General features: G+C 74.7%; 24 protein-coding genes and 1 pseudogene. 12 read left to right on the top strand and 13 right to left on the bottom strand.

The features are described 5' to 3' along the window. The first annotated feature begins 41 nt into the window (after positions 1–41). Both ACIA6B_RS03450 and ACIA6B_RS03455 read left to right on the top strand, forming a co-directional pair. On the top strand, positions 42–830 hold the full coding sequence (locus ACIA6B_RS03450) for a TetR/AcrR family transcriptional regulator (RefSeq protein ID WP_396770534.1): 789 nt from the start codon (positions 42–44) through the stop codon (positions 828–830). A gap of 116 nt (positions 831–946) precedes the next feature. Further along, positions 947–1,231, top strand: a complete 285-nt coding sequence (locus tag ACIA6B_RS03455) for a hypothetical protein (protein WP_396770536.1) — start codon at positions 947–949, stop codon at positions 1,229–1,231. Positions 1,232–1,279: 48 nt separating this feature from the next. Here ACIA6B_RS03455 and ACIA6B_RS03460 read toward each other — a convergent pair whose 3' ends face one another. After that, entirely contained in the window at positions 1,280–4,558 is a 3,279-nt protein-coding gene (locus tag ACIA6B_RS03460; protein ID WP_396770538.1) for a hypothetical protein, read from the bottom strand. A gap of 270 nt (positions 4,559–4,828) precedes the next feature. Here ACIA6B_RS03460 and ACIA6B_RS03465 point away from each other — a divergent pair, with 270 nt between their 5' ends. Then, positions 4,829–5,731 carry a sulfotransferase domain-containing protein gene (locus tag ACIA6B_RS03465; protein ID WP_396770540.1) on the top strand — a complete coding sequence of 301 codons (903 nt, stop codon included), beginning with the start codon at positions 4,829–4,831 and terminating at the stop codon, positions 5,729–5,731. A 6-nt stretch (positions 5,732–5,737) separates the two neighbouring features. Here ACIA6B_RS03465 and ACIA6B_RS03470 read toward each other — a convergent pair whose 3' ends face one another. From ACIA6B_RS03470 to ACIA6B_RS03480, 3 genes are read right to left on the bottom strand one after another with little or no spacing between them, the layout of a single operon-like run. Beyond that, positions 5,738–6,094 carry a nuclear transport factor 2 family protein gene (locus ACIA6B_RS03470; RefSeq protein ID WP_396770542.1) on the bottom strand — a complete coding sequence of 119 codons (357 nt, stop codon included), beginning with the start codon at positions 6,092–6,094 and terminating at the stop codon, positions 5,738–5,740. After that, positions 6,072–6,542, bottom strand: a complete 471-nt coding sequence (locus ACIA6B_RS03475; protein ID WP_396770544.1) for an SRPBCC domain-containing protein — start codon at positions 6,540–6,542, stop codon at positions 6,072–6,074. The genes ACIA6B_RS03470 and ACIA6B_RS03475 overlap by 23 nt, the downstream gene beginning before the upstream one ends. Beyond that, positions 6,539–6,862, bottom strand: a complete 324-nt coding sequence (locus ACIA6B_RS03480) for an ArsR/SmtB family transcription factor (protein WP_396770546.1) — start codon at positions 6,860–6,862, stop codon at positions 6,539–6,541. The genes ACIA6B_RS03475 and ACIA6B_RS03480 overlap by 4 nt, the downstream gene beginning before the upstream one ends. A gap of 106 nt (positions 6,863–6,968) precedes the next feature. Between ACIA6B_RS03480 and ACIA6B_RS03485 the strand changes: the two genes are divergently transcribed. After that, the gene (locus ACIA6B_RS03485) at positions 6,969–7,715 is read left to right on the top strand and encodes a hypothetical protein (protein ID WP_396770548.1); all 747 of its coding nucleotides are present in this window, start codon (positions 6,969–6,971) and stop codon (positions 7,713–7,715) included. 66 nt (positions 7,716–7,781) lie between these two features. On the opposite strand, the gene ACIA6B_RS03490 is transcribed toward ACIA6B_RS03485, so the two are convergent. After that, positions 7,782–8,207, bottom strand: a complete 426-nt coding sequence (locus ACIA6B_RS03490) for an iron chaperone (protein ID WP_396770550.1) — start codon at positions 8,205–8,207, stop codon at positions 7,782–7,784. A 228-nt stretch (positions 8,208–8,435) separates the two neighbouring features. Here ACIA6B_RS03490 and ACIA6B_RS03495 point away from each other — a divergent pair, with 228 nt between their 5' ends. Continuing rightward, positions 8,436–9,050, top strand: a complete 615-nt coding sequence (locus ACIA6B_RS03495) for a dihydrofolate reductase family protein (RefSeq protein ID WP_396770552.1) — start codon at positions 8,436–8,438, stop codon at positions 9,048–9,050. Positions 9,051–9,096: 46 nt separating this feature from the next. Further along, positions 9,097–9,957, top strand: coding sequence for a hypothetical protein (locus tag ACIA6B_RS03500; RefSeq protein WP_396770554.1), 861 nt, complete (start codon positions 9,097–9,099; stop codon positions 9,955–9,957). A gap of 87 nt (positions 9,958–10,044) precedes the next feature. Here ACIA6B_RS03500 and ACIA6B_RS03505 read toward each other — a convergent pair whose 3' ends face one another. Next, on the bottom strand, positions 10,045–10,941 hold the full coding sequence (locus tag ACIA6B_RS03505) for a LysR family transcriptional regulator (protein ID WP_396770556.1): 897 nt from the start codon (positions 10,939–10,941) through the stop codon (positions 10,045–10,047). On the opposite strand from ACIA6B_RS03505, the gene ACIA6B_RS03510 reads away from it, so the two are divergent. After that, on the top strand, positions 10,940–12,001 hold the full coding sequence (locus tag ACIA6B_RS03510) for an FAD-dependent oxidoreductase (RefSeq protein ID WP_396770558.1): 1,062 nt from the start codon (positions 10,940–10,942) through the stop codon (positions 11,999–12,001). The genes ACIA6B_RS03505 and ACIA6B_RS03510 overlap by 2 nt on opposite strands. On the opposite strand, the gene ACIA6B_RS03515 is transcribed toward ACIA6B_RS03510, so the two are convergent. Further along, positions 11,998–12,324, bottom strand: a complete 327-nt coding sequence (locus tag ACIA6B_RS03515; protein WP_396770560.1) for a hypothetical protein — start codon at positions 12,322–12,324, stop codon at positions 11,998–12,000. The two genes, ACIA6B_RS03510 and ACIA6B_RS03515, sit on opposite strands and share 4 nt — an antisense overlap. Before the next feature lie 67 nt (positions 12,325–12,391). On the opposite strand from ACIA6B_RS03515, the gene ACIA6B_RS03520 reads away from it, so the two are divergent. Then, the gene (locus tag ACIA6B_RS03520; RefSeq protein WP_281934846.1) at positions 12,392–12,580 is read left to right on the top strand and encodes a hypothetical protein; all 189 of its coding nucleotides are present in this window, start codon (positions 12,392–12,394) and stop codon (positions 12,578–12,580) included. A 40-nt stretch (positions 12,581–12,620) separates the two neighbouring features. Here the strand turns inward: ACIA6B_RS03520 and ACIA6B_RS03525 are convergent, their stop codons facing one another. The 5 genes from ACIA6B_RS03525 to ACIA6B_RS03545 all read right to left on the bottom strand — a co-directional run bounded on the left by ACIA6B_RS03525 (position 12,621) and on the right by ACIA6B_RS03545 (position 16,096). After that, positions 12,621–13,061, bottom strand: a complete 441-nt coding sequence (locus ACIA6B_RS03525) for a VOC family protein (RefSeq protein WP_396770562.1) — start codon at positions 13,059–13,061, stop codon at positions 12,621–12,623. Next, the gene (locus ACIA6B_RS03530; RefSeq protein WP_396770564.1) at positions 13,058–13,738 is read right to left on the bottom strand and encodes an HAD family hydrolase; all 681 of its coding nucleotides are present in this window, start codon (positions 13,736–13,738) and stop codon (positions 13,058–13,060) included. The genes ACIA6B_RS03525 and ACIA6B_RS03530 overlap by 4 nt, the downstream gene beginning before the upstream one ends. A gap of 14 nt (positions 13,739–13,752) precedes the next feature. After that, the gene (locus ACIA6B_RS03535) at positions 13,753–14,295 is read right to left on the bottom strand and encodes a hypothetical protein (protein WP_396770566.1); all 543 of its coding nucleotides are present in this window, start codon (positions 14,293–14,295) and stop codon (positions 13,753–13,755) included. Between the two features lie 100 nt (positions 14,296–14,395). Next, entirely contained in the window at positions 14,396–14,623 is a 228-nt protein-coding gene (locus tag ACIA6B_RS03540; protein WP_396770568.1) for a hypothetical protein, read from the bottom strand. 99 nt (positions 14,624–14,722) lie between these two features. After that, positions 14,723–16,096: a DNRLRE domain-containing protein gene (locus ACIA6B_RS03545; RefSeq protein WP_396770570.1), complete on the bottom strand. Its 1,374-nt coding sequence runs from the start codon at positions 16,094–16,096 to the stop codon at positions 14,723–14,725. A gap of 227 nt (positions 16,097–16,323) precedes the next feature. Between ACIA6B_RS03545 and ACIA6B_RS03550 the strand changes: the two genes are divergently transcribed. Together ACIA6B_RS03550 and ACIA6B_RS03555 are read left to right on the top strand one after the other, a co-directional pair. Continuing rightward, positions 16,324–17,592 (top strand): MFS transporter, encoded by a 1,269-nt coding sequence (locus tag ACIA6B_RS03550; protein WP_396770572.1) that lies wholly within the window; start codon positions 16,324–16,326, stop codon positions 17,590–17,592. Next, positions 17,589–18,563, top strand: coding sequence for a hypothetical protein (locus ACIA6B_RS03555; protein WP_396770574.1), 975 nt, complete (start codon positions 17,589–17,591; stop codon positions 18,561–18,563). Before ACIA6B_RS03550 ends, ACIA6B_RS03555 begins: the two co-directional genes overlap by 4 nt. Here ACIA6B_RS03555 and ACIA6B_RS03560 read toward each other — a convergent pair. Beyond that, positions 18,449–21,733 (bottom strand): hypothetical protein, encoded by a 3,285-nt coding sequence (locus ACIA6B_RS03560; RefSeq protein WP_396770576.1) that lies wholly within the window; start codon positions 21,731–21,733, stop codon positions 18,449–18,451. The genes ACIA6B_RS03555 and ACIA6B_RS03560 overlap by 115 nt on opposite strands. A 339-nt stretch (positions 21,734–22,072) precedes the next feature. Between ACIA6B_RS03560 and ACIA6B_RS03565 the strand changes: the two genes are divergently transcribed. Continuing rightward, the gene (locus ACIA6B_RS03565; RefSeq protein WP_396770578.1) at positions 22,073–23,083 is read left to right on the top strand and encodes a sigma-70 family RNA polymerase sigma factor; all 1,011 of its coding nucleotides are present in this window, start codon (positions 22,073–22,075) and stop codon (positions 23,081–23,083) included. A 594-nt stretch (positions 23,084–23,677) separates the two neighbouring features. Next, positions 23,678–23,982 (top strand): annotated as a pseudogene (locus ACIA6B_RS03570) (hypothetical protein); the annotation flags it as partial.

Below are 23,982 nucleotides of genomic sequence, written 5' to 3' on the forward strand. Positions count from 1 at the left end.
ACGGTTAGGGTTCAACCACCGCCGCCGGGAGCGAGGACGAGATGGCTGAGCAGGCCGACGTGGCGCGCCGGGCGCCACTGAGCAGGGCACGGATCCTGCGGACCGCCGTCGCGCTCGCAGACGAGGCCGGCATCGCCGCTCTCAGCATGCGAAACCTCGCCCAGGAGTTGGGCGTCGTGCCGATGGCCCTCTACAAGCACGTGGCCAACAAGGACGAGCTGCTCGACGGCATGATCGACGCGGTCGTCGCCGAGATCGACCCGCCGGCCGCCGACGGCGACTGGAAACACACGGTCCGCCGACGCGTGCTCTCCGCGCGACAGATGCTCCGCCGCCACCCCTGGGCGTCGCTGGCGATCGAGACGCGCGACACCGCGACGCCCGGCGTGCTGGCCTACCTCGACTCCATGGTCGGGGCGTTCCGGGCCGGCGGGTTCTCCGTCGACCTGGCGCACCACGTGATGCACGCGATGGGCAGCCGGATCCTCGGCTTCAGCCAGGAACTGTTCGACGCCTCCCGGCGCGCCGGCCGGTCCGGCACGTCCGGGCCCGAGCCGCCGGCCGCGTTCCCGCCGGAGGCCGCCGCGCGGTTCCCGCACCTCGCGGAGGTCGCCCGGGCGGCGTCGCACGAGGACGGATCGGTGGTCGGCTCGGGCTGCGACGACCAGTTCGAGTTCGAGTTCGCACTGGACCTGCTGCTGGACGGCGTCGAACGGCTGCACCGGCGGGGCTGGGCCCCGTCGCGCCGGGCCTCCGTCCGCGCGGCGGACAGTAGGCGTGGCACCGAAGTGGACCGACCGGGCACGGAACCGTCGGCATCTCGACAGTGATGCCGACCGTTCAGGGGCGGGGCGGCACGGGCCCGCCACGGCAGACTCGGCTCACATCGTCGTCGACGCCGGCCGGGCCGTTCCGCGCCGGCTCGGCCAGCCGGGAGGGGAACCCGATGCCGTTCGGTCTGGGTGGGTCGAAGTACCGCACCGAGCTTCAGTCGCAGTTGGACCAGTTGGCGATCACCTACACGCGTCAACACCCGAGAAACTCCGCCGACGGGCGCGCGGAACTCTGCGCGGAGATCCGCCAGACCGCGCAGGAGGCGATCGCGGCCGGCCAGCGACGGGCGGTCGAGAAGGCGAGCGGATATCAGACGATCTTCCGCGCGGCCATGGAGTCGGAGATCAGGAACGACTACGACCTGTGGGTCCGGCGGGCCTTCGACGGGCTGGTCTGAACCCACCGACCCGGGTGGGGCGGGGAGCGTCGGCGGTGCGCGCGACGGTCAGCTCATCTCGACGCCGTACGCCTCCTCGCGCACGTCGGCGTCCGGGTGCCGGCGCAGCCCGGTCAGCAGGCCCCGCCACGGCTCCGGCCACCCGGAGACCGCCCCGTGCCGGACCAGCGCCACCGCGAACAGGCCGCCGGCCAGGTCGCCCCGGCCGGCCAGCCGCGCCACCACGTCGTCGAGCCCGGTCAGGTCCGGCCAGTCCGGGAGGGCGCGCAGCCGCGCGCCGACCCGTCCGGCGGCGCGTACCGCGAGGACGGGCCGGCCCGCGCAGAGCGCCGCGACCTCGTCCAGGTTGTCCAGCCGGCCGAGGTCGACCAGCAGGCCGGCAGCCGTGCCGACGAAACCGGGCCGGCCGGCGAGCCACCGGGCGGCGTCGACCAGCGCGGACCGGTCGGCGTCGGCCGGCCGGTGCGCGACCCGCACGGCAGCGCCCCGGGCGAGCACGTCGACGCGTCGCCGGGCGGGTCGGTCGGCGGCCGGGTCGCCGGGCCGGTCGTCGGCGGCGTCCCGGTCGACCAGCCGCGCCAGCGCGATGCCGAGCACCTCGTCGCCGCCGGCCCGCAGCAGGTCGGCCACCGCCACGTCGGCAAGCGTCTCGTCCAGGTCGGTGAGCCGGTCGACGACCAGGTCGGTGACGTCGGCCAACCAGGGCGCCCACTCTCCGAGCCGACCGAACGCGGCGCGCCGGACCTCCCGGTCGGGGGCGCGGCACGCCTCGACGACGAGCGCGGCGTAGCGGGGCCGGTGGCGTTCCGGAATCCAGTACGGGTACGCGCCGAGGACCGCGCGTCGTTCCTCGCGGCTGCCGTCGACCGCGGCCCGCAGGACGGTCCAGCTCGCCTCCGGAGTCAGTCGCTGCCGGGCGGCGGAGACGATCGCCGCCCGCAGGTCCCGGTGCGTTGCCGCATCGAGGTACGCGTCGCGCAGCGTCGCCATCGCCGTGGGCGGCCCGTAGCGGGCCAGCAGCCGGGCGGCCTCCTTCCGGCTGGTGATCTTCGCGGGCCCGGTCCGCAGCAGCGCGCCGAGCAGGTCGACCAGCCGGGACGGCGGGACGTGCCGGGCGGCGCGGGCCGCCGCGTACAGCGCGACCCGGGCCCGGTCGCCGTCGGCGTACCGGAGCAGCACCGGCAGCGCCTCGTCCGGGCGGTCGGTCCGGACCAGCGCGCCCAGCGCCGCCTCGGCGACCGGCACCTCGGGCGCGTCGAGGTGACGCCGGACCAGCGCCCGCCCGGCGTCACCGAGGCCGGCGGCGGCCCGGATGGCCGCCGCGCGCTGCCACACCACGTGGCCGGGGTCGGCGACGACCAGCTCCTGAAGCTCCACGAAGCGGGCCTGCTGTCGGGGCAACCAGCGCGTGGCGCCCGGCGCGTGGCCGGGTACCCAGCGCGTGCCGGCCATGACGAACCGGCCGCGCGGGCGGCGGCGGCCCAACGCCCGGTCGAGCAGGTCGGTGCGGACGCGTCCGACCGCCTCCCACACCTCGTGCAGCGTCACCGCCGACGCGTCGACGTCGAGCACCTCGGCCACCCGCTCGGCGCGGGTTCCCGGGTCGGCGAGCCACAGCGCGATCGCCGTCCGCGCCACTGAGGGCGGCGTGTCCCGGGCGAGCGCCCGGCGCAGCAGCCCCTGGAGCGCGGGCAGCCGCCAGGCCCGCTTGCCCAGCGCGTACGTGAGCGCGAAGAGCGGGGCGTGGTGGCCACGGGTCATGCCGGCCTCGACCCAGCCGCGCAGCCGCTCGAAGACCATCGCCTCCTGCCCGCGCCGCAGCACCTGGTCGAAGCGGCGCAGCATCGGCACGGTCGCGCCGCTGCTCACCCGGTCGATGGTGAGCAGCGCCCAGCCGCGCAGCGGCGCCACGTCGACGTGGTGCGCCAGCACGTCGGCGGCGAGGTGGCTCAGCGCCGACGTGGTGGCGGCCGAGGCGTCCCGCGCGTCGACCGCGTCGGTGGTCACCCGCGTCAGCCCGCCGGCCGTGTCGGCGGTGAGCAGCGGCGCGACCCGGGACAACGCGGTGAGCGCGGAGGCGCGTACCGGGTCCTGCTCGTTGCGCAGCCGGGCGAGCCGGGCGACCAGCTCGGCCACCACCCGCGGGTCGCGGGAGCGGCGGGCGGCGGCCACCAGCAGCGCCCAGCCGGTGGCCCGGTCGTCCGCGTCACCGGAGCGCACCGCGCCGTCCAGCGCGGCGGACGCCTCCGGCCAGGGCAGGTAGGCGCTCCACGCGCGGACGTCGGCCTCCCGTTCCCGGATCCGGGGCAGGCCGAGCACCCGGGTCGCCTCCCGGACCCGGACCGTCGCCGGCAGCACGTCCATCACCTCGGCGGCCGGCACCAGCCGCGTGCTGTCGGCGCCGGCCAGCGCCCGGTCGTACAGCTCGCCGCGCCGGCCCGGCGCGACGGCGTCGAGCAGCGCCGCGAGACCGCGGCCGTGGTCCCGGAGCCGGGCGGCGAGCGGCGCCAGCTCGTCGGTGGGCAGCGTCGCGAGGCGGCGTCGCAGCGCCGGCGTCGGCGCGGTCCGGGCCGCCCAGGCCGCGCGCCCCGGCGCGGTGAACAGGCGTACGACGCGGGCCGCGTCGTGGGCGGCGAGCCGCCCGTACGCGACCGGCGGGCCGGGCAGCGACCGCTCGGGCGCGTACCGTTCGAGCAGGTCGAGCGCTTCCGCCGGGTCGCATCGCAGCACCGCGCCGGCGACCTCGCCCCAGATCCGGGCGCGTTGCTCGGGCGGGGCCGCGGCCAGCCGCTCGCGGGTGCGGGCCAGCAGCGTGCCGGCGTGCCGGCGGACCAGCCGCTCCGGGGCGAGCGCGTGTTCCAGGTCGGGCAGCAACGCCCGTACCGTGTCGGTGCCGCAGGCCGGCAGCACCGCGGCGGCCTCCTCGTCGCCGAACCGGTCGCGTACCTCGGTGATTAGCGCGTCGGCGACGGCCGGCACGGGCCGGCGGCGCAGGGTGCGGTAGACCCGCCGCCGGTCGACAGCGGGCCGGTCGGCGAGGTCGCCGGGCGGCGTGCCGGCGCGCAGCGCCACGGCGAGCGCGGTGGCCCGGATCGAGGGCAGCGGGTCGTGGGTCGCGGCGGCGACGGCGGCGTCGTCCCGGACCACCATCGCGGCGACCAACGCGAGCCGCCGGGCGTAGGCGTCCCCGCCGCGGAGGTCGGCGCAGACCCGGGCCCGGTCGGGCGCGGTGCGTGCCCAGTCGGCGAGGTGGCGCATCCGGGCCCGGTGGGGGAGTGGGTCGAGCGACGTCAGCAGCGCGCGGGTGGCGGGGAGCACGACGCACATTGTGCCGGTGGGTGGCCCGCCCCGGGCGCCGGCCCGACGCCGACGGACCGGCAATCCCGCGCGTCACCATTCCTGCAATTCCTATGTAAATTGCGGATTTTCAGCGTTCTCTCAGGTCTGGTCCGATTGACATTAATGGGACCGTCGGGGATATTCCTAGCGGCGCATCGGGGCGCGGGGCGAGCGGATGGAGTCTGCGATTCCGGCTGTGCGACGTGCGCGTAAGTGTCGGTGTGCCCTGCTCCGCGGGGCGCGGATAGGTTTGGAAGAATGATCAATCGCGCCGTCGAATTCGCCAAGCACAATACGCCGAACTCCATGCGCGTCGCGGCCCGGCGGGCGCAGATGGAAACGCGCAACACGCGGATGCGGCTCACCGTGCCGGTCGTTTCCCGCAGCGAATTCGACAACATCTTCCACTGCACCGTCCGCAAGACGGGCAGCCAGTGGATCAAGGCGTTGTTCAGCGATCCGGCCGTCTACCGGCATTCCGGGCTGCTGCCGTACGACCCGCGTTTCTACTCCGGCGGCGCGACCGCGCCCGTCCCGCGCGGCCGGGTCGGTCTCGCGATCTTCCTCTCCCACCGCCGGTTCGAGGCGGTGCCGAAGGCCGGCACGTACCGCGCCTTCTTCGTGATCCGCGACCCGCGCGACGTGGTGGTGTCGAGCTACTTCTCGCTGCGGAACTCGCACGCCCCGATGGGCGACATCCCGCAGGCCCGCAAGGCCCTCCAGGAGAAGTCGAAGAAGGAGGGGATGCTCTACGTCATCGACCGCCTCCGCGACAAGAAGCAGTTCGGGCAGATGCGCTCGTGGGCGGTGGCCCCGCCCGCGGAGACGTTCCGCCTGTTCCGCTACGAGGACCTGACCGGCGACCGGCAGGCCGAGGAGGTGGACCGGCTGATGCGGCACTGCGGCATCACACTGCCGCCGTCCGACCTGACCGCGCTGCTGGCCCGCTACAGCTTCACGAAGATGAAGAAGGACAAGGAGACGCCGGGCCGGATCTCCCACTACCGCAAGGGCGCGGCCGGCGACTGGCGCAACCACTTCGACGACGACATCTACGCCGCCTACCTCGCAGCCGCCGGCGACCTGGCCGAGGTGTTGGGCTACCCCGCCCGCGACGCGGTCGCCGCCCGGCCCGACGGGCCGGACCCGGCGGCCCGGTAGCCGGCGTCAGGGCAGCGGGACCACGTAGGAGTCGACGCGGGCGATGAGCCCGCCGCGGAACGTGAACAGGTCGTTGAAGGCGAAGCGGAACGGCCCGTGCGCGACGCTGACCCCGCGGCCCTCGCCGGTCACCACGACGACGGGGCCGTCCTCGTGCACCCGTTCGACGTCGAGCTGCGGGCTGCCGGCGAACGCCGGATTCTCGATCTCGCTGTCGAACTCCGCCCGGCCGCGGGTGGTGCGGTGACCGTGGATGACCCATTCCACGTCGTCGGTGAGCGTCGCCAGGATGCGCGGGTGGTCGCCGGCCCGGAAGCCGGCGAAGTATTCGTCGACCAGGTCACGCTGGCTGAGCTGCGGCACTGTCGGCTCCTTCGGTGGAAAGGTGGGCGGCGAGCGCGTCGAGGATCGAGGCGAGCCCGTCCGCGGCCCGGGTGGTCCGCAGCTCCGGCGGGAGCCGGCGCTGGTGGACGGTCAGCTCGGTGCCGTCGCCGACGGGCCGGAGCGTCACGGTCGTGCGCAGGCCGGTCACCGGTTCGTCGAAGACGAGTTCGCGTGGCGGGTCGAGGCGCACGTAGACGAAGCGGAGCCGGCGGGTCGCGCCGTCCGGGGCGCGGGTGTCGAGCGCGAACTCGCCGCCGGGCCGCGCGTCCACGGTCACCGACCCGGGTGGCACCTCGGCGTGCGAGCCGCCCCAGAACGCCGCGAGGCCCGCCGGCGTGGTGAAGGCGGCCCAGACCCGGGTCGCCCCGGCACGGAGGTGTCGACGGGCGACCAGTTCGTCACCGTGCCGCTCGGCGCGGGCGGTCACCGTGCCCCCGCCTCGTCGTCGAGGTGACGGTCGAGCGCGTCGAGCCGGTCGTCCCAGGCCCGGCGCTGCTCGTCGATCCAGGCTCCGACCAGTGCGAGCTGGTCGGCCCGGAGCCGGCAGGGTCGTCGGGTGCCCTCGCGGCGTTGCTCGACCAGGCCGCAGCGGCGCAGCACGCCCACGTGGTGGGAGATCGCCTGCGGGGTCAGGTCGAACGGCTCGGTCAGCTCGCCCACCGTGGCGTCACCGTGGGCGAGGCGGGTCACCAGGGCGCGGCGGACGGGGTCGCCGAGCGCGGCGAACGCCAGATCGAGGTCGGACATGTCCCCACCCTAGTTCAAACCTACGTTTGCGCAAGCATAGGTTTGCATTCGGCTTCGGCGTTTCGGTGGGATCGGGAGTGGGCACGCCGGGAGAAGGGAGGTCGATGTGAACAGACCGAGCCGACCTGACCGGCGGCGACTGTGGGGCCGGTCGGTGCTGGCCACCGCACTGCTGGCCGGCGCCTGCGCCGACGGCGGGACCGACCCGGACCGGGGCGCGCCCCCCGCACCGTCGACGGTCCCCACGTCCGCCGCCGCGCCGTCGGCGTCGGCGTCGACCGCCACGACCGTGACCATCCCGAGGTCCGCGTTCGTCGACCTGCCCGCGGAGCTGCGCAAGGGCGCCCCCCAGCCGATGGAGGTCGCCGACGCGCTGCCGAAGCTGTGCGCCGAGGAGTTCGCCACCGGAGGCCGATCGGTGACCGCGAGCGCCGCGATGATGAGCACCTACCGGACGCCCGGGGACCCACCGGAGAACGTCCCCTACGGCACCCTGCACCAGACCGTCTTCGCCTTCACCGGCACCGGCGCCGGCGACTACCTGCGCCGGGTCCGGGAGGCGCTGGCACGCTGCCGCTCCTTCCCGGAGCGGGGCGCCACTGTCACCGTCCGGTCGCAGCCGCTGGCGAGCACCGGCGACGACGCGCTGCTGGTGACGCTGACCCGGCCGGCGACGAGCCTCGACGGAAGCCCGGCCGAGGGCACCACCACCAGCCAGATCACGGTGGTGAAGTTCGCCGACGCGGTGACCGTCGTGCACGACCAGGGCTGGGAGGGCAGCAGCAACAACCCCGACCTCGCCGACGACGTCGCCCGCGCCGCCGTCCGCGGACTCGACTCCTGGCAACGGTGAGCCGGCCCGCATCGGCGCCCCGCCGGGACGGGCCGACCGCCAGGACCGGGGCAGCCGGAAGGCCCGTCAGGAGACCGCGGTCCGCACCAGCTCGGTGAGCCGCTTCTCCACCATCGGGCTCCACCGCAGCAGCGCGAACGACGCCGGCCACATGTCGCCGTCGTCGAGGTTGGCCGTGTCCTGGAAGCCCACCGTCGAGTAGCGGTAGTTGAACTTCCCCGAATCCTGGAAGAAGACCACAATCTTGCCGGCCGCGTTCGCGTACGCGGGCATGCCGTACCAGGTCTTCGGCGACAGCTCGGGAGCGGCGGCGGTGATCGTCACGTGCACGCGCTCGGCCAGCTCGCGGTCGGCCGGCGCCATCTGCGCGATCCGGTCGAGGACCGCCTGCAACTCGTCGGCCTTCTTCCCGCCCTTCTTCCCCTCGGCGCGCAGCTCGGCCGCGCGCTCCTTCATCGCGGCGCGTTCCTCGGCGCTGAAGCCCTCGCTCATCTCGGTTCCCCCTCGTTCCCCGGCGGTCGACGTGACGCCGCCCCGCTCAGCAGAGACGCTACGACCGCCGCTGGCCACCCGCTTCTCGATTCCTGATCGCCTCGGGAACGAGGCGAGGCGCCGCCGAACCCTCACGTTCTGAGGCGTGACCCGCCGACGAGCCGATGAGTTTGGCATGCGACGGCGGTCCACCCGTCGACATCACTCGGAACATGAAGGAGCACCACGATGGCGAAGGTCGTCTCCACGTTGTTCATCTCGGCCGACGGCGTCGCCGAGATCGACCCGGACTGGCACTTCCCCTACTTCGACGACAACATGGGCCGCGCCGTCACCGAGGACTACGGCACCTCCGACGTCCTGCTGATCGGCCGTGAGACCTACGACAGCTTCGCCGGCGCGTGGCCGGGCCGGGAGGCCGGAGGCGGCGACGACGCGCCGTTCGCCAAGCAGCTCGGCGACATGCGCAAGGTGGTCGTCTCCCGCCAGCCGCTGGAGTTCTCCTGGCGCAACTCCGAGCTGGTCCAGGGCGACCTGGTCGACGCGGTGGCGGCGCTCAAGGCCGACGCCGGCATCAAGGGCATCCTCATCCCCGGTTCGATCTCGGTGGTGCAGCAGTTGCTCGCCGCCGGGCTGGTCGACGAGCTGCGGCTGCTGGTGCACCCGGTGGCGGCCCGCAAGGGACGCAAGCTGTTCGACGAGGGCGACCGGCCGTACCACCTGCGGGTGACCGCGACGGAGGCGTACCCGACGGGCGTCATCCGGGTCATCTACGCGCCGGCCGACGCGCCGGGCCAGGCCGGTTACGACGACGCGAAGGAGCAGTTGGCCACCGGGAGCTGACGCGCGGGGCAGCGGCGGGCCCGCACGCCGTGGCAAGATCCGCGGCGTGCGCCGCGGCCCGTTGCTCCTGACCGGTGCGGCGGCATCCGCCGTGCTGCACGCCGTCGGCGTCCTGGCGGCGCACCCGGTGTGGCGGGGCGCCGAGGTGCTGAGCCTGGCGTTGCTCCTCGCGTACGCGGTGGTCCGTGGGCTGCCGGCGCCGCGCTGGTCGGTGCCGGCGGCGCTGGCGGTGCTGCTGGCGGACGCGGTCCGCACCATGCCGGCGGCGCCCGGCGCCCAGGAGTTCGGCTGGACGGTGTACGGCCGGATCGAGCACGTCGACGTCACGGCCGGCTTCGCGGCGGGTCTCACCGCCTGCGGGGCGGCGCTGGCCGCGACCGTGCTGCTGCTGGTCGGGTGGCGCGCCCGCGTCACGCGTGGCCCGGTGGTGGCCGCCGCGCTGGTGGCGGTGCCGCTCCTCGGATACGCGCTGATCCGGGTCGTCGACCTCCGGCGGGACCTGCTGGCCGAGCAGCGGTCGCGGCCGGGTGGTCCGGACGTGGCGGACGCGGTGGGCGCGCTGATCCTGGCGGTCCTTCCGGCCCTCGCCCTCGCGCTGACCGCGCTGGCGCTCGCCGTGCTGCTGGTCGGCCGGGGTCGCCGGCTCGCCGCGGCCGGCGCGGTCCTGTTGTCGCTGGTGGCGTGGCCACTGATCGACACCAGCATCGACGCGGTGCGGCTGCCCGTCCCGACGTTCACCGGGTCCGAGGTGCTGTACGCCGTCACGCCCACGGCGGCGCTACCGCAACCGGTGCCGGCGCTCGCCGTGCTGGTCGAGCTGACCGCGTACCTGCTGCTCGTCGTCGGCCTCGCCGGAGCCGGCCGCAGCACGCCCGCGACGCCCGCGCCGATGGCCGGTCCGGGGTAACCGCTGGGCGGTCAGCCGGATCACGTGCCGGACTGGGCGCGGGTGGTGACCATCGGTGCCCCGTCCCGGTGAGCGCGGCGGTCCGGTTCAGTCGAGCAGCGCCAGCAGCGCGTGCAACGCCGGGTTGGTGCTCTCCACCGGCCAGGCCAACCCGACGTCCACGGTGGGCGTCGGGGCGGCGAACCGGCGCAGCCGTACGCCGGGCAGCCGCAACGCCCGCGCCCGACCGGCCGGCACGGCCGCGACCACGTCGCCCTCCGCCACCGCACGCAGCAACTGCTCGTCGTCCGGTTCGTGCCGGACCAACCGGAAGCCGCCGCGCGGCCACACCTGGGCGATGGTCCGGTCGAACATGCCGGGCCCGTTCTCCCGTGGCCACATCACCGCCGGCAGGTCGACCACCTCGGCCCGGCCGATCCGGCGGCGGCCGGCGGCCAGCGGGTGGCCCGCCGGCAACGCCAGCAGCAACTCCTCGGTGTCGACCGTGCGGCAGGCCAGCGCGGGCTCGTCCACCGGCGGTCGGACGAACGCCGCGTCCAGCCGGCCGGCGAGCAGGCCGGCCACGTTCGGCGCGGTCCACGCCGTCTCGGACACCACCTCGACGCCGGGGTGGGCGGCCCGGAACCGGGCGATCAGCGTGTCGACCCGGCCGCCGCGCGCCGACCGGGTGTACGCCAACCGCAGCCGACCACCCCGGCCGCGCGCCAGGTCGCGGATGCGGGCGGTGGCGGCGTCCACCTCGGCGAGCAGCCGGGCGGCCTCGTCGGCGACCCGGGCGCCGACCTCGGTCAGCGTGCAGCCCCGGCTGGTGCGGTGCACCAGCGGCACGCCGAGCTGCCGTTCCAGGGCGCGGATCTGCTGGCTGAGCGCGGGCTGAGCGATGCGCAGCCGGGCCGCCGCGCGGGTGAAGTGCAGCTCGTCGGCGAGCACCACGAACGAGCGCAGCCGGCGCAGGTCCGACCAGGCGCCGAGGGCCTCGACCATGCCACCCATCATAAGCGCCGCTTATCGCCGCCGGTCCGATCCGTCTTGGACGGCACCGTCTCCCGGCGGCCACCATCGGCAACACATCGACGGTACGGGGCGAGGGGAGCGGATCATGACGACAGCGGACGTGGTGGTGGTCGGCGGCGGGGTGATCGGGATGACCGCGGCGGTCACGCTTCAGCGGCGCGGCGCGCGGGTCACCGTGCTGACCGCCGACGACCCGGCGGACACGGTGTCCACGGTGGCCGCGGCGGTCTGGTACCCGAGCCACACGGAGGCGGATCCGCGGGTGCTGCGGTGGGCCCGGGACACCCACGCCGAGCTGCGCCGCCAGGCTGCCGACGGGGTGCCCGGGGTGGTGGACCGGCCGACCCGGATGTGGTTGCGCCGCCCGTACGCCGGGCCGCCCTGGTGGGCCGACGCCTGCGGTGACCTGGTGGTCGAGCCGGCCCGGCCGCCGTACACCGCGCTGCTGCGGTTCACCGCGCCGACGGTGGAGATGAACCGCTACCTGACCTGGCTGCACCAGCAGGTGGCGGCCGGTGGCGGCCGGATCGTCAGGCGTGCGCTCGACACGCTCGCCGAGGCGTACGAGGTCGCGCCGACCGTGGTCAACGCGACCGGCCTGGCCGCCGGCCGGCTCGCCGCCGACCCGGCCGTGCACCCGGCGCGCGGGCACATCGTGCTGGTGGCGAACCCCGGCCTGACCGTCTCGGTACGCGACGAGGACGACCCGGCGGGCGTCACGTACGTGCATCCGCGCCGGCACGACGTGGTGCTCGGCGGCACCTACCAGCCCGGGGTGGGGCACACCCGGCCGGACCCGGAGACGGCGGCGGCGATCCGGCGTCGCTGCGTCGCGCTGGTGCCACGGTTGGCGGACGCGCCGGTGCTGGGGGAGCGGATCGGGCTGCGACCGGTCCGGCACGGCGGGCCCCGGGTCGAGCGGGATCCCGGCAGTGGGCGGCTGGTGCACGCGTACGGGCACGGTGGGGCCGGGGTGACGCTGTCCTGGGGCTGCGCGGCCGAGGTCGCCGACCTGGCCCTGGCGGATTAGGTCTGCGGCGGCTGCGGCGCGGCGGGCGTTCGTGGTTCGCGAGCGGTCCACGCGAGGAACCGGTCGAACAGCGCCGCGGGATCCGGGCCCGGGTTCGGGGTCAGCGCCAGCAGATCCGCCGTGGCGTCGAACAGGCAACCGGCCATGTAGATCGACAGGGACACCCGGTCGCGCCGGTACTCCATCAGCAGCAGGAGCCGCGCCGGCTGGCAGGGCCTCGGCGCGGCGCAGACGCGGCACAGCCACAGCGGACGACTCGGCAGGTGAGGTCTGATCGCTCGGCGTTGGCGATTCGGCACGGGGGACCCGGTTGGCGTCGACATACCCCTTACGGTGACCGAGTCGTTGACCCGGGTCAAGGAGCCGAGACAACTGTCTAGCGTCCGGAACATGGAGCTGGTGGGCGCAGCGGAGATTCGCGTGATGCTTGGCGGGATCAGCAAGCAACGTGTCTACGTCATCACCAGTCACCGGAACTTCCCGGAGCCGGTGGCCGACCTCGTGCAGGGCAAGGTCTGGCTGAGGTCCGACGTCCAGAAGTGGATCAAAGAGCACCGGCCGGAGCTGGCCGGCGACTGATCAGCCCTCGGCGCCCTGTCGACCTGAGAGCGTGAACGACTCAGGTCAGGTGCTCGGCCAGCGCGACGATGATGCCGCTCGGCCCGCGCAGGTAGCAGAGCAGGAAGCTGTCCTCGAAGCGCGTCACCTCGCCGACGAGTTCCGCGCCGTGCGGGCGGAGCCGGGCGAGCGTGTCCTCGATGTCGTCGACGGCGAACATGACGCGGTGCAGGCCCCGCGTGTTGGCCGGGGCGACGCTCGGCTCGGGCACGATCGCCCGCGGCGAGTGGTACGTCGCCAGCTCCAGCCGGCCCGGCGCGTCCGGGATCCGCATCATCGCGATCTCGCTGCGCATGTCGGCGAGCCCGACGACCTTCCCCGCCCAGCTTCCCTCGATCGGCATCCGGCCTTCCAGCTCCATGCCGAGTGCGGTGAAGAACGCGACGGCGGCGTCGAGGTCGTCGACGACGATGCCGACGTTGTCCATGCGCTGAATCGTCATGTCCCCGAGGGTAGGACGGCGGACCGACACTCGGCGTTGTGTGCCGCGACCAGGCCCGGCAGTTCGTCGAGCGACCCGATCCGGAACAGGCAGTGCTGCGCCACTGCCGGCAGGTCGAGGATATGACCCCACGGGCCGCGTCGGATCAGGCACGCCGGCATGCCCGCCGCCATGGCCGCGCCCGCGTCGTTGTCGGGCCGGTCGCCGACGTACAGGATGGACGACGGGTCATGGCCGGCCTCGCGGACGAGCCGCGCGAAGAACGCCGGCGCCGGCTTCGCCGCGCCCCAGCCGTACGACGTGCCGATCACGTCCACCGGAAGGTCGAGCGCGCGCAGGCTCGCCTCGGCGTGCGCCGGCTGGTTGCCGGCCAGGCCGACGCGCAGTCCCTGATCCTTCAGCGCGGTCAGGCACGCCCGCGCGTCCGGGTAGAGATCCTCCTCGTCGAACGACTCCGGCCGGCCGGCGGCGGCCCGACGCGCCAACTCGGTCGCCAGGTCGAAGTCGGGCCGGAAGGTCCGGAACGCCTCCTGCCAGTCCTGCCCTCGGGCGATCACCGCGCCGAGGACGGCGGAGAACGTGTGCCGGGGCACGCCGAGCCAGTCCGCCCAGTCCGCGAACTCGCGCGACTCGTCGAGGATCGTCCCCCCGACGTCGAAGAAGACCGCTCTGATCATGGGCGTGCCTCCGATCAGACGACGTCGCGGCGCTTGAGTTTGGCGCGGCGGCCGTCCGGGTGGTGCCAGACGACGCCCTCGTACGCGGGATGCGCCAGCAGCCACTCGCGCAGGCCGGCCGCGTCGCGCGGAACGTCCAGCCGGTCGGCGTCGGCGTGCGCGACGAGCGCGTGTCCGCGTACCCCCTCGGGGTTGCCGTTGATCTTGGGACCGATCAGCTCGAAGGTGCCGGGGCGGGGCTCGCCCGCGTGCGCGGCCAGGGCCTCGGCGTGGTACTTCGCGAACGACGAGCGGTCGATCGGCTCCCAGCCGACGGTCTTGCCGGTGGTCTCGTCGGTCATGACCGGCCGGTAGCCGGGCGGCTGGGCCCTGCCGGGCTTCACCTCGCGCCGGGCCCACCACGTGCCGTCGGTGTCGAGCAGCACGCAGGTGCCGTCGTACTTGCGGGTGGCGACGCCCGCACCGTCGAGCACCCACCGGCACTCGGGGTTGGCCTCGTCGAGGACGCGTCGGCGGTCCTCGGGGTCGCGGCGGAACAGCGTGGGGATCTTACGCATGTCGACATGGTCGCACCGGCCGCGCCGGGGACGCGACGCATTACCGCCGCGCCCCGACGTGCCCCGCCACCGGTGGACGGTGGCGGAGCGGACGGGTCACTTACCCGCCGGCGGCGCGTTCCCGGTCGGCCGCCGCGTCGGCGGCGCCGACCGGTGCGCCGTCGCTGTCCCGGGTGGCCCCGGACAGGTCCACGTCGGCGCCGGCCCGGGCGGCGTCGGCCGCCGCGTCGTCCGCGCCGACGACCTCACCACCGCCGGTCCCGCCGTCGTCCTCGACCAGCCGCCCGGCGGCGGCCAGCCCGATCGGTGCGTACCTGGGGTCGGTCATCTCGTCCTCCTCACCGGTGCTCCTGTCCCCTCGGTACCCCCGCGGAGGGCGGGCACACCGCCCCGGCCGAGGAGGCCCGGCCGGGGCGGTCGCCCCGTCTCAGTGGCAGCTACCGGTGCCGCTGTCGGTGTAGGTCTGCCCCGCCACCGGCACGAACTGCCAGTCGTAGGTGGTGGCGTGCAGGGTGAACTTCAGGACCCCGAACGCGCTGCTGTTGCGCGCCTCGCTGTTGGGCTGGATGGTGCCGAAGCCGTAGTGGTCGGCCCCGCCCATCCCGGCGACGAAGCTGCGCAGTCCCCGCGCGGCGTCGTAGCCGCCGTTGGCGTTCATCGGCGCGAACCGCTCGTAGACGTGGTTGTGTCCCCACACGACGACGTCCGCGTCGTGGTCGTAGAGCGCCTGGTAGAGCGGTCGGGTGCCGGTGGACGGCGCGTGGTCGGAGCTGGACGTGTAGAGCGGGTGGTGCCAGTAGGCGAGCGTGCACGGTTTGGTGCTGGCCGCGAGGTCCGCCCGCAGCCACTGCTCCTGCGTCGAGCCGGCGGACATGCCGACGTTGGAGTTCAGCGACACCACGTGCCAGTTGCCCAGGTCGTACGAGTAGTAGCCGCGCCCGCTCGGCCCGGCCTGGCTGCCGTAGTAGCCGTAGTAGCCGCTCGCGCCGGAGGTGTTGTAGTCGTGGTTGCCCGGCGACGGCCGGGTACGTGCCTTGTGCCGGCCCCAGGTGGGCGCGTAGTAGCTGGTGAACTCCGACGTGGTGCCGCTGTTGTAGACGTTGTCGCCGGTGGTGAACACGGTTCCGGAGATGCCGTCGAGCAGCGCGGCGGTGGCGGTGTCCCCGGAGCCCGAGGTGGCGATGTCGCCGGCGCCGACCAGGACCGGGTCGGCCGACGGCGCGGTGGTGCCGGTGGTGACGACCAGTTGCGGGGCGGTGGCGCCGCTCTCCCGGGCGTCGTAGTAGGCGCCGTCGCTGCTGGCGGAGGTGGCCGCCAGGCTGACCGTGCCGTTGCCGGTGACCGCGGCCGTGACGTCCACCTCGTACCAGCTACCGGGGCCGACCGACCCGATCGAGCCCAGCGCGACGCCGTCCACGGCCGGCTGGTTGTTCCAGGTGGTGCCGGTCTCCGACCAGGTGGTGCCGGACATCGCCCGTACGCTGCCGCCGGCGTCGCTGCCGTCGTTGCCGCTGATCGTGTGCAGCCGCAGTTTGGCGCCGGTCACCGGGCCGCCGAGGCCGGTGACCGAGAACCGCAGGAACATCCGGCGGGCGGGGGAGTTGTCCACCACGAGTTGGGTGGCGGTGCCGTAGCTGGTGCCGGCGGTGTCGCTCTGCACGTACGTGTCGGCGACCGGGGTGAACGTGACGCTCGCCGCCGACGCGGCGCCCGAGCCGGTGAGGACGGCGGCCGTGCTGGCGGCGACCAGCACGGCAGCCGCGCCCAGCGTGACCGATGGTCGGGGGAGTCGAATGCCCATCCAGGGGCCCCTTCCGTGGGGGTTGTGACAGCCCACGGAATGTAGGGACGTCGATGGACCGGCGGGCGAAGGGCGGATGAACGCCGCGTCCGGACAGGGAAACTCCTCGATGTTCTCGCGCCGTTCGCCGAGCGCACATCCGGGCGGCACCGACCGTCCGTTGTGGTGGCCCGACGCCGCCCGGACGATGGCTGTCCGTCAGGCCGTCGACCGCGAGGGGATCACCCGTGTACCTGTCGACCGTGTCCCGGCCGGGGACCGGCCCACCGGCCGCCGGTCGGCCGCGCCGTCGTCTCGCCGGGGTCGGTGGCACCGTCCTCGCGCTCGGCGCGGTCAGCCTGATCACCGACGTGTCCGCCGAGATGGTCACCGCGGTCCTACCGCTCTACCTGGTGCTCGGGCTGAACCTCAGCCCGCTGGCGTTCGGTGTCCTGGACGGCGTGCACACCGGGGCGACCGCCGTGCTGCGGGTGGTCGGCGGTTTCCTGGCCGACCGGTTCCGCCGGCGCAAACTGGTCGCCGGCGTCGGCTACACGCTCTCCGCGGTGGCCAAGCTCGGGCTGCTCCTCGCCGGCCGGTCGGTGCCGGCGATCGGCGCGGTGATCGCGGTGGACCGGCTCGGCAAGGGCGTCCGCACCGCCCCCCGCGACGCGCTCATCACGCTGGCCACGCCGCCCGGGGCGCTCGGCCGGGCGTTCGGTGTGCACCGCGCCATGGACGCGGTGGGCGCGTTCCTCGGCCCGCTGGCCGCGCTCGCGGTCCTGTTCGTCGTCGGACCCCGCTACGACGCGGTCTTCGTCGCCAGCTTCTGCGTCGCCGCGCTCGCCGTCGTCGTCCTCGTGCTGTTCGTCCGGGAACACGCGCCAGCCGGCCCGACCGGTGCCGTCGACGGGCAGCGGGTCACCGTGCGGGAGGCCACCGGCCTGCTGCGCGACCGGTCGACCCGCCGGCTGGTGCTGGCCGCCGCGCTGCTCGGGCTCGCCACCATCGGCGACGGCTTCGTCTACCTGCTGCTGCAACGCCGCGAGGACATCGGCCTGCGGTGGTTTCCGCTGCTCGCGGTCGGCACCAGCCTGGCGTACCTGCTGTTGGCCGGACCGCTCGGCGCGCTGGCCGACCGGATCGGCCGGCTGCCGGTGGTGGTCGGCGGGTACCTCGCGCTCGCTCTGGCGTACCTGCTGCTCGCCGGCGCGGCGCACGGCTGGCCGCTGCTCGTGCTCACGCTGACGCTGCACGGCGTGTTCTACGCGGCCACCGACGGGGTGCTGATCGCGCTCGCCGGGCCGGTCCTGCCGGCCCGGGTGCGCACCACCGGCATCGCGCTGGTGCAGACCGGCCAGGCGATGGCGTACCTGCTCTCCTCGGTCCTGTTCGGTCTCGCCTGGCAGCTCTGGGGCCCGTACGCGGCGAGCGCCGCCGCCGCCGTGGCGGTCATCGTCGCGCTGCTGGTCACCGTGCCCCTGCTCGCCCCCCTCCAGCGGAGGTCACCCCGATGATGTCGACGCGCGTGAAGCTCGCCACGCTGGCCGCCTCGGTGGTCGCCCTGGGCACGCTGGCCGCCGGATACCCGGTCCTGTCGGCCCGGTCCACCCCGACGCCGGCGTCGGCCGTCAACCGGTCGGTCACGCTCCACCCCGGGCCCCGGCTGCTCGCGGTCACCGACCGGCACGTCTCCACCGTGTCGCTGACCGACCCGGCCGGGCCGCGCGCCGTGTCCGACCGGGAGTGCCTGCGGGCGTACGCGGCGGCCGGCACCGGCGTCTGCCTGGCCCCGAGCAGCCCGTGGTCGTACCAGGTGGTGGTGCTCGACGCCGACCTGCGCCCGGTCCGGCGGCTGGACGTGCCGGGACTGCCCAACCGGGCGCGGGTCTCGGCGTCGGGCCGGATGGTCTCCTGGACCACCTTCGTCGGCGGCGACTCCTACACCAGCAGCGGCTTCTCCACCCGTACCGGCTTCCTCGACACCCGCACCGGCAGCGTCGTCGCCTCCCTGGAGGAGTTCACGGTCCGGCGCGCCGGCCGGCCCTACCGCAGCGCCGACGTCAACTTCTGGGGCGTCACGTTCGCGGGCGACGACAACGTCTTCTACGCCACCATGGCCACGGCCGGGAAGCGGTGGCTGGTGCGGGGCGACGCCGCCGCCCGGACGGTCGAGACGGTACGGGAGAACGTCGAGTGCCCGTCGCTGTCGCCGGACGGCACCCGGCTCGCGTTCAAGGAGGCGGTCGACGCCGATCCGGCCCGGGGTTGGCGGTTGTCCGTGCTCGACCTGCGGACCATGCGGGCGACCGCCACCGCCGAGCGCGCCAGCGTGGACGACCAGGCCGCCTGGCTGGACGGCGGGACGCTTGCCTACACGCTGCGCCAGGACGACGGCCGCCCGGACGTCTGGTCGGTGCCGGCCGACGGCTCCGGCCCGCCCCGGCTGCTGCTGCGCGGCGCGGAGTCGCCGTCCCCGTTGACCTGACGCCCGGCCGCCAGCAGCAGCCCGACGGCGGCCAGCACCGCGCCGACCCCGGCGGCCCAGCCGGGCAGGCCGGTCGGGATGCCCAGGTAGACGGTGATGCCGAGGATGCGGGACAGCCCCCACGGCAGCAACGCCATCTGGTCGTTCCAGACGGTCAGCGCCCGCTCCGCGCCGATCCACGCGACCAGCCCGGCGAGCACCGCGAGCGGCACCCCGGAGGCGGTGAGCGTCAGCCCGGCGGCCCGCCGGCGGCGCATGCCGTACCGGTCGCGCAGCACCAGCGCGGTCGCCACGAACAGCCAGCAGAACGCCGCCACCGCCACGGTGAGGTAGACCGCCCGGCGGGCCGGCTCGGCCCAGAACACGAACCAGTAGCCGCCCGGCCCGCGCCCGGCCAGCACCGCCAGCAGCAGCACGCTGCGCAGCAGCGCCACGCCGCCGACGACCGCCCACAGCCCGAACGGGTCCCGCCGCCCGATCGCCAGGCGTGCCACCAGCGCGAACAACGCCCACCCGCCGAGCGTGACCAGCAGGTGCGCGGGCGCGGCGAACCAGGTGAACACCAGCCGGCTCGCCAGCAGCACTCCGGCCGGGACCAGCCAGACCAGCACCCGGTCCAGCCGGGCCGCCGGCACCGGCAGCGCCGCCACCCGCCACGGCCGCAACGCGCCGAGCAGCAGCGCCCGCGCCGCCGCGCCGCCCGGCCCGCGCCCGCGCAGCCCGAGCGCCACCACGGCCACGACCAGGACCAGGAGCGCCCGCGCCGCCCAGGCCATCGCCGGGTCGCGGTCTGCCCGCTGCGCGCCGAGGTCGGCCGCCGTGAAGCGGTACGCCGGCAGGTCGACGTCCCCGCCGTAGCGCTGCCGGTGCCGGTCCCGCGCCTCACGGTAGTCGCCGGCGGCCGACCGCCACTGCGCGTACGCGGTGCCGGAACCGGTGTCCACCCACTGCGCGTGCCGCAGCACCATGGTCCGGTAGGCGGCCAGCGTCGCGAACAGATCCACCTGGTAGTCGAGCGTGTCGACGAAGCGCTCGCGCAGCGCGGCGTCCCGCCACGTCGCCGGGTCGGTGCCGGCCACCAGCTCCCGCATCCGCCGGGCGGTGGCGACCGCCGCGCCGCCCTCGGCGACCGCCGCGTCGACCCGGTCGCCGGTGACCGCGTAGATGCTGTCCAGCGCCGCGGAGTCACCGGTCGGGATGTCCCACTCGAAGATCCACATCATCGGCGGCGGTTCCAGCCCGAGCGCCCGCACCGACGTGTCCGCGTACGGGCCGATGTAGAGGCCGGTGGTGACCGCGGCCCGGGACAGCGCCATGGCCCGCCCGATCGCCGCCACCGTGGCCGGGTCGGCGGAGAACGTCCGGTACGCCCAGTCCGCCGTGACCTGCGCCGGATCGGTGTCCGGGTCCCAGGCGAGCCGCGCCACCGCGTACGTGTTCAGGTCGTAGAGCTGCCAGAAGCCGGCGCGCAGGTACAGCGACATCGGCCCGGCGCGCAGCGGCCCGCCGTCCTGGGTCCAGTTCCACACGCCCTCGACGTGCGGGTTCGCGGCGAAGAACGCGCGCAGCGCCGCCCGGTGCAGCGGACCGAGGTCGTTGGGCAGCGCGCCGAAGCCCTCGAACTCGCGCCGCGCCTGGAACTCCACGATCCGCCGGTGCGCGCCCACGCGCAGTGTGGTGTTCAACGGCAGATGGCTGTAGAAGTCGCCGAGCGTGTACTTGGTGGACACGATCAGGTGCGGGTCGTCGAACCCGCCCAGCACCTCGGCGTACGCGTCGGGGTTGGTGTGCAGGTCGCCGACCGCGCCCACGCCCACCGTCCAGGTGCGGAAGATGATCTCCTTGCCGGCCGGGGCCGCGGTGTCGAGCAGCGCCCGCAGCATCGTGCGCACACCCTCGGCGGTGGTGACCGCGAGCTTCGAGCCGTAGTCCCAGCCGCTGCCCGCGTACACCTCGCCGCCCTCGCCGACGCGGACCATCAGGCCGGCGACGAACGGCATGCTCGTGAACAGCTCGGCCAGCCCGGCCCGGTAGACCGCCCAGAGCCGGGGGTCGGTGGTGTCCAGCCCGCCCACGGTCCGGTCCAGGTACGCCTGGAGCGGCGGCGACACCGCGAGCATGTCGGTGAGCAGGAAGACGCGCAGGCCCATCCGGTCGGCGTACCGGAGGACCGGCCCGAACGCCGCCACCATCGCGCGGGCCCGGTCGACGTGCGGGTCCCCGGCCGGGTAGACCGCGTGCCCGTCGCCGACACCGGCGAACGTCACGTACTCCAGGAAGCCGGGCACCACGACGCCGTTGTAGCCCTGCGCCACCGCGTGGTCGACGAACTGCCGGAACTGCGCGTCGATGCGGGCCACCGCCGCGGCGTCCACCCACGGCGCCCGGGGCAGCACCGCGGGCGAGACGATGTCGGTGTTGAGGCGGTAGTCGTCGCCGGCCGCGAACGCCGCCCGGTCCGGTTCGCGCCCCACCGAGCCCGCGTCGGTCAGCCGCAACCCCAACCGGGGGGCCACCGGCCGGCCGGCCTCCGCCGCCGGCAGCACCTCGGCGCCGGAGCGGATCCGGTCGGCCAGCCGGTAGAGCCCGGCCGTGACGCCGGCCAGGTCGCCGGTGACGGTCAGCTCCGCCGCACGGGCGTCGATCCGGTACGCCTCCGGCGCGTCGCCGGCCCGCAGCTCCGCCCGCAGCGTGGTCACCGCCGACCGGCCCGTCGCACCCGGGCCGGTGCTCGTGCTCCGGCCGATTCGGCTCGGGTCGGCCGCGCCGGGGTTCCTGTCGGCGCCGGTGCCCGTGGTCGTGTTCGGGACCGGGCCCGTGCCCGTGGCCTTGGTGTTCGGGGCCGTGCCCGTGCCCGTGGCCTTGGTGTTCGGGGCCGTGGCGGCGGTCGGGGTGACCGTGGGGCGGGGGCGTCCCCGCGCGGCGAGCGCGTCGGCCACGGCTGCGGCGGCCTTGACCGTGCGGAGCTGGTCCGGCACCACGATCGAGGCCAGCGGCGGCACCGGGGCCGGCGCGCGAGGCGGCGCGGCGACGGCTGTCTCACGCGGCACGTCGGCGGGGGAGTGGCTCAGCCCCAACGCGTCGTCGACACCCCAGGCCACGCCCGCGCCGAGCAGCAGCACCACCACGACGGCGGCGACCAACGGGTACGGACCCCGAACCTGAGCCACGCTCGCATCGTAGTGGCGGCGGCCCGATCGACCGCTGCCGCGACGCGAGATCTCGGCCCTGCGGTGGACTCAACCACTCCGGTTGACCTTTCCTGAGCACGCCGTGTGGGTGCACCTGATGTCGCTCTGGCGACCACAGAGGCACCCAAACCTCGCCCTGGCCGGAGTAACGGAGCATGGCGAACGTCCCCGCCGCCGCCCGCCGGTGGGCCCACCATCGCGGGGTGCCCGCCGACCACCTGCGCCTACCGACGATCGGGCAACGGTGACGGCCGTGCGGATGTCAACTCGCGCCGTGCGTGTTCGCGTTCGCGCAGCGAGTGGGCTAGTTTCGAACGTGTGAGCGAGGTGGCGAGCGTCCCCGTCGAGGCGCAACTCGAGGCGTACCGGTCGGAGCTGACCGGCTACTGCTACCGGATGCTGGGCTCGGCCTTCGAGGCCGAGGACGCGGTGCAGGACACCTTCGTCCGGGCCTGGCGCAACTTCGACCGGTTCGAGGGGCGCTCCGCGTTGCGGACCTGGCTGTACCGGATCGCCACGAACGTCTGCCTGAACATGACCGCCAGCGCCCAGCGCCGCGTCCGGCCGATGGATCTCGGTCCCGCCGGCAGCGGCACCGCCGCCCATCCCGGCGAACCGCGCCCGGAGCAGATCTGGGTCGGCCCGGTGCCGGACGACCGGGTCCTCGCCGAGTCCGGCGACCCGGCCGACGTGATCGCCGGGCGGGAGTCGGTCCGGCTGGCGTTGGTCGCCGCGTTGCAGCACCTCCCGCCGAAGCAGCGGGCCGTGCTCATCCTGCGCGAGGTGCTGGCCTGGTCGGCCCAGGAGGTCGCGGACCTGCTCGACACGTCGGTGGCGAGCGTCAACAGCGCGCTGCAACGGGCGCGGGCCACGCTCGCGTCGACCGGCGCCGACACCGACGTGCGCCGGCCGCTGGACGAGGAGCAGCAGGCGCTGCTGGCCCGCTACGTGCGCGCGTTCGAGTCGTACGACCTCACCGCGCTCACCGAGCTGCTGCACGAGGACGCGACGCTGTCCATGCCGCCGGTGCCGTTGTGGCTGCGCGGCCCCGACGACATCACGGCGTGGATGACCGGCACGGGTCACGGCTGCCGGGGGTCCCGGCTGGTGCCGGTGGCGGCCAACGGCATGCCGGCGTTCGGGCAGTACCGGCCCGGCCCCGGCTCAGGGCACGTGCCCTGGTCGCTGATCGTGGTGGGGCTCTCCGGCGGCCGGATCACCTCGCTCAACCACTTCCTCGACACCGACCGCCTGTTCCCGCTCTTCGGCCTGCCGGACCGCCTCGACGAGGGTGTCGGCGAGCCCCAGCAGGCCGGCCAGGTCGCGTAGGGTCGCACCGGCCCCGCGGGTCTCCCACCGCCACCCGAACCGCGTGGCGGTCAGCCGGAGCCGGGCCAGCGTCTCGATGGTGACCAGGTCGGGTCGGGTCACCGCGGACACGTCGCAGATCACCACGCCCCGGTCGCGGCCCCGTAACGACTCCGCCAACTCGGCACAGCGGACCGCGACGTCCGCGCGGGTCGGCGTCGTGCCGGGCAGGCGGAACACGAGGGTGGTCACGCGGATCAGACCGGCGTACGCCCGGGTTCTCATCGCCTCCGGCCGGATCCACCGGTCCGGCGGCGTACGCCGACCCGAGTCCTTCTCGGACGCGTGCCGGTCGGCCGCAATTTTCGCCGGTCATCTTGCCGAACGCAGTTACATCGACGTTAACTGCTATACCAATCATCGTTGGGCGGCTATATGATCCCCGGTAGCTCGCCCCGTAGCCTCACGAAACCGCAGCTCCAGTACGCTTCAGGCCGTCTCCGCACCAGGTGCGCCGCAACGCTCCACGCCCGGTGGCCGGCCCGATCGGCCGCGTCGAAAATGTCGCGGTAATTGCCGGCGCTGCGCCCCAGCCTGCCGGAAAGGTGGGAACGGATGACCGTGATCCCGTCCTTGGTCATCGGCATCGCGTCCACGGCGGCCGAACGCCGGCAACTCGCCCAACTGCTGGGCGGCACCGAGACGTTCCTGATCGTCTCCAGTGCCCATCAGGCGCGCCGCTTCCTCGACCTGGTCCGCCGCCCGGCGGTCACGCGGCCGGCCGTCAGCCCCGCCTCCGACGGTGACGTGCCGGCCGACCCCCGGACCGGGACGCCGGCCCCGCGAGCTGATTCCCGGACCGGGACGCCGGCCCCGTCGGTCGACCCGTCGGCCGGATCGGCCGGCCCGCCCGTCGGTTC

The organism is Micromonospora sp. NPDC051141, from assembly GCF_044455765.1.
GTDB lineage: Bacteria > Actinomycetota > Actinomycetes > Mycobacteriales > Micromonosporaceae > Micromonospora.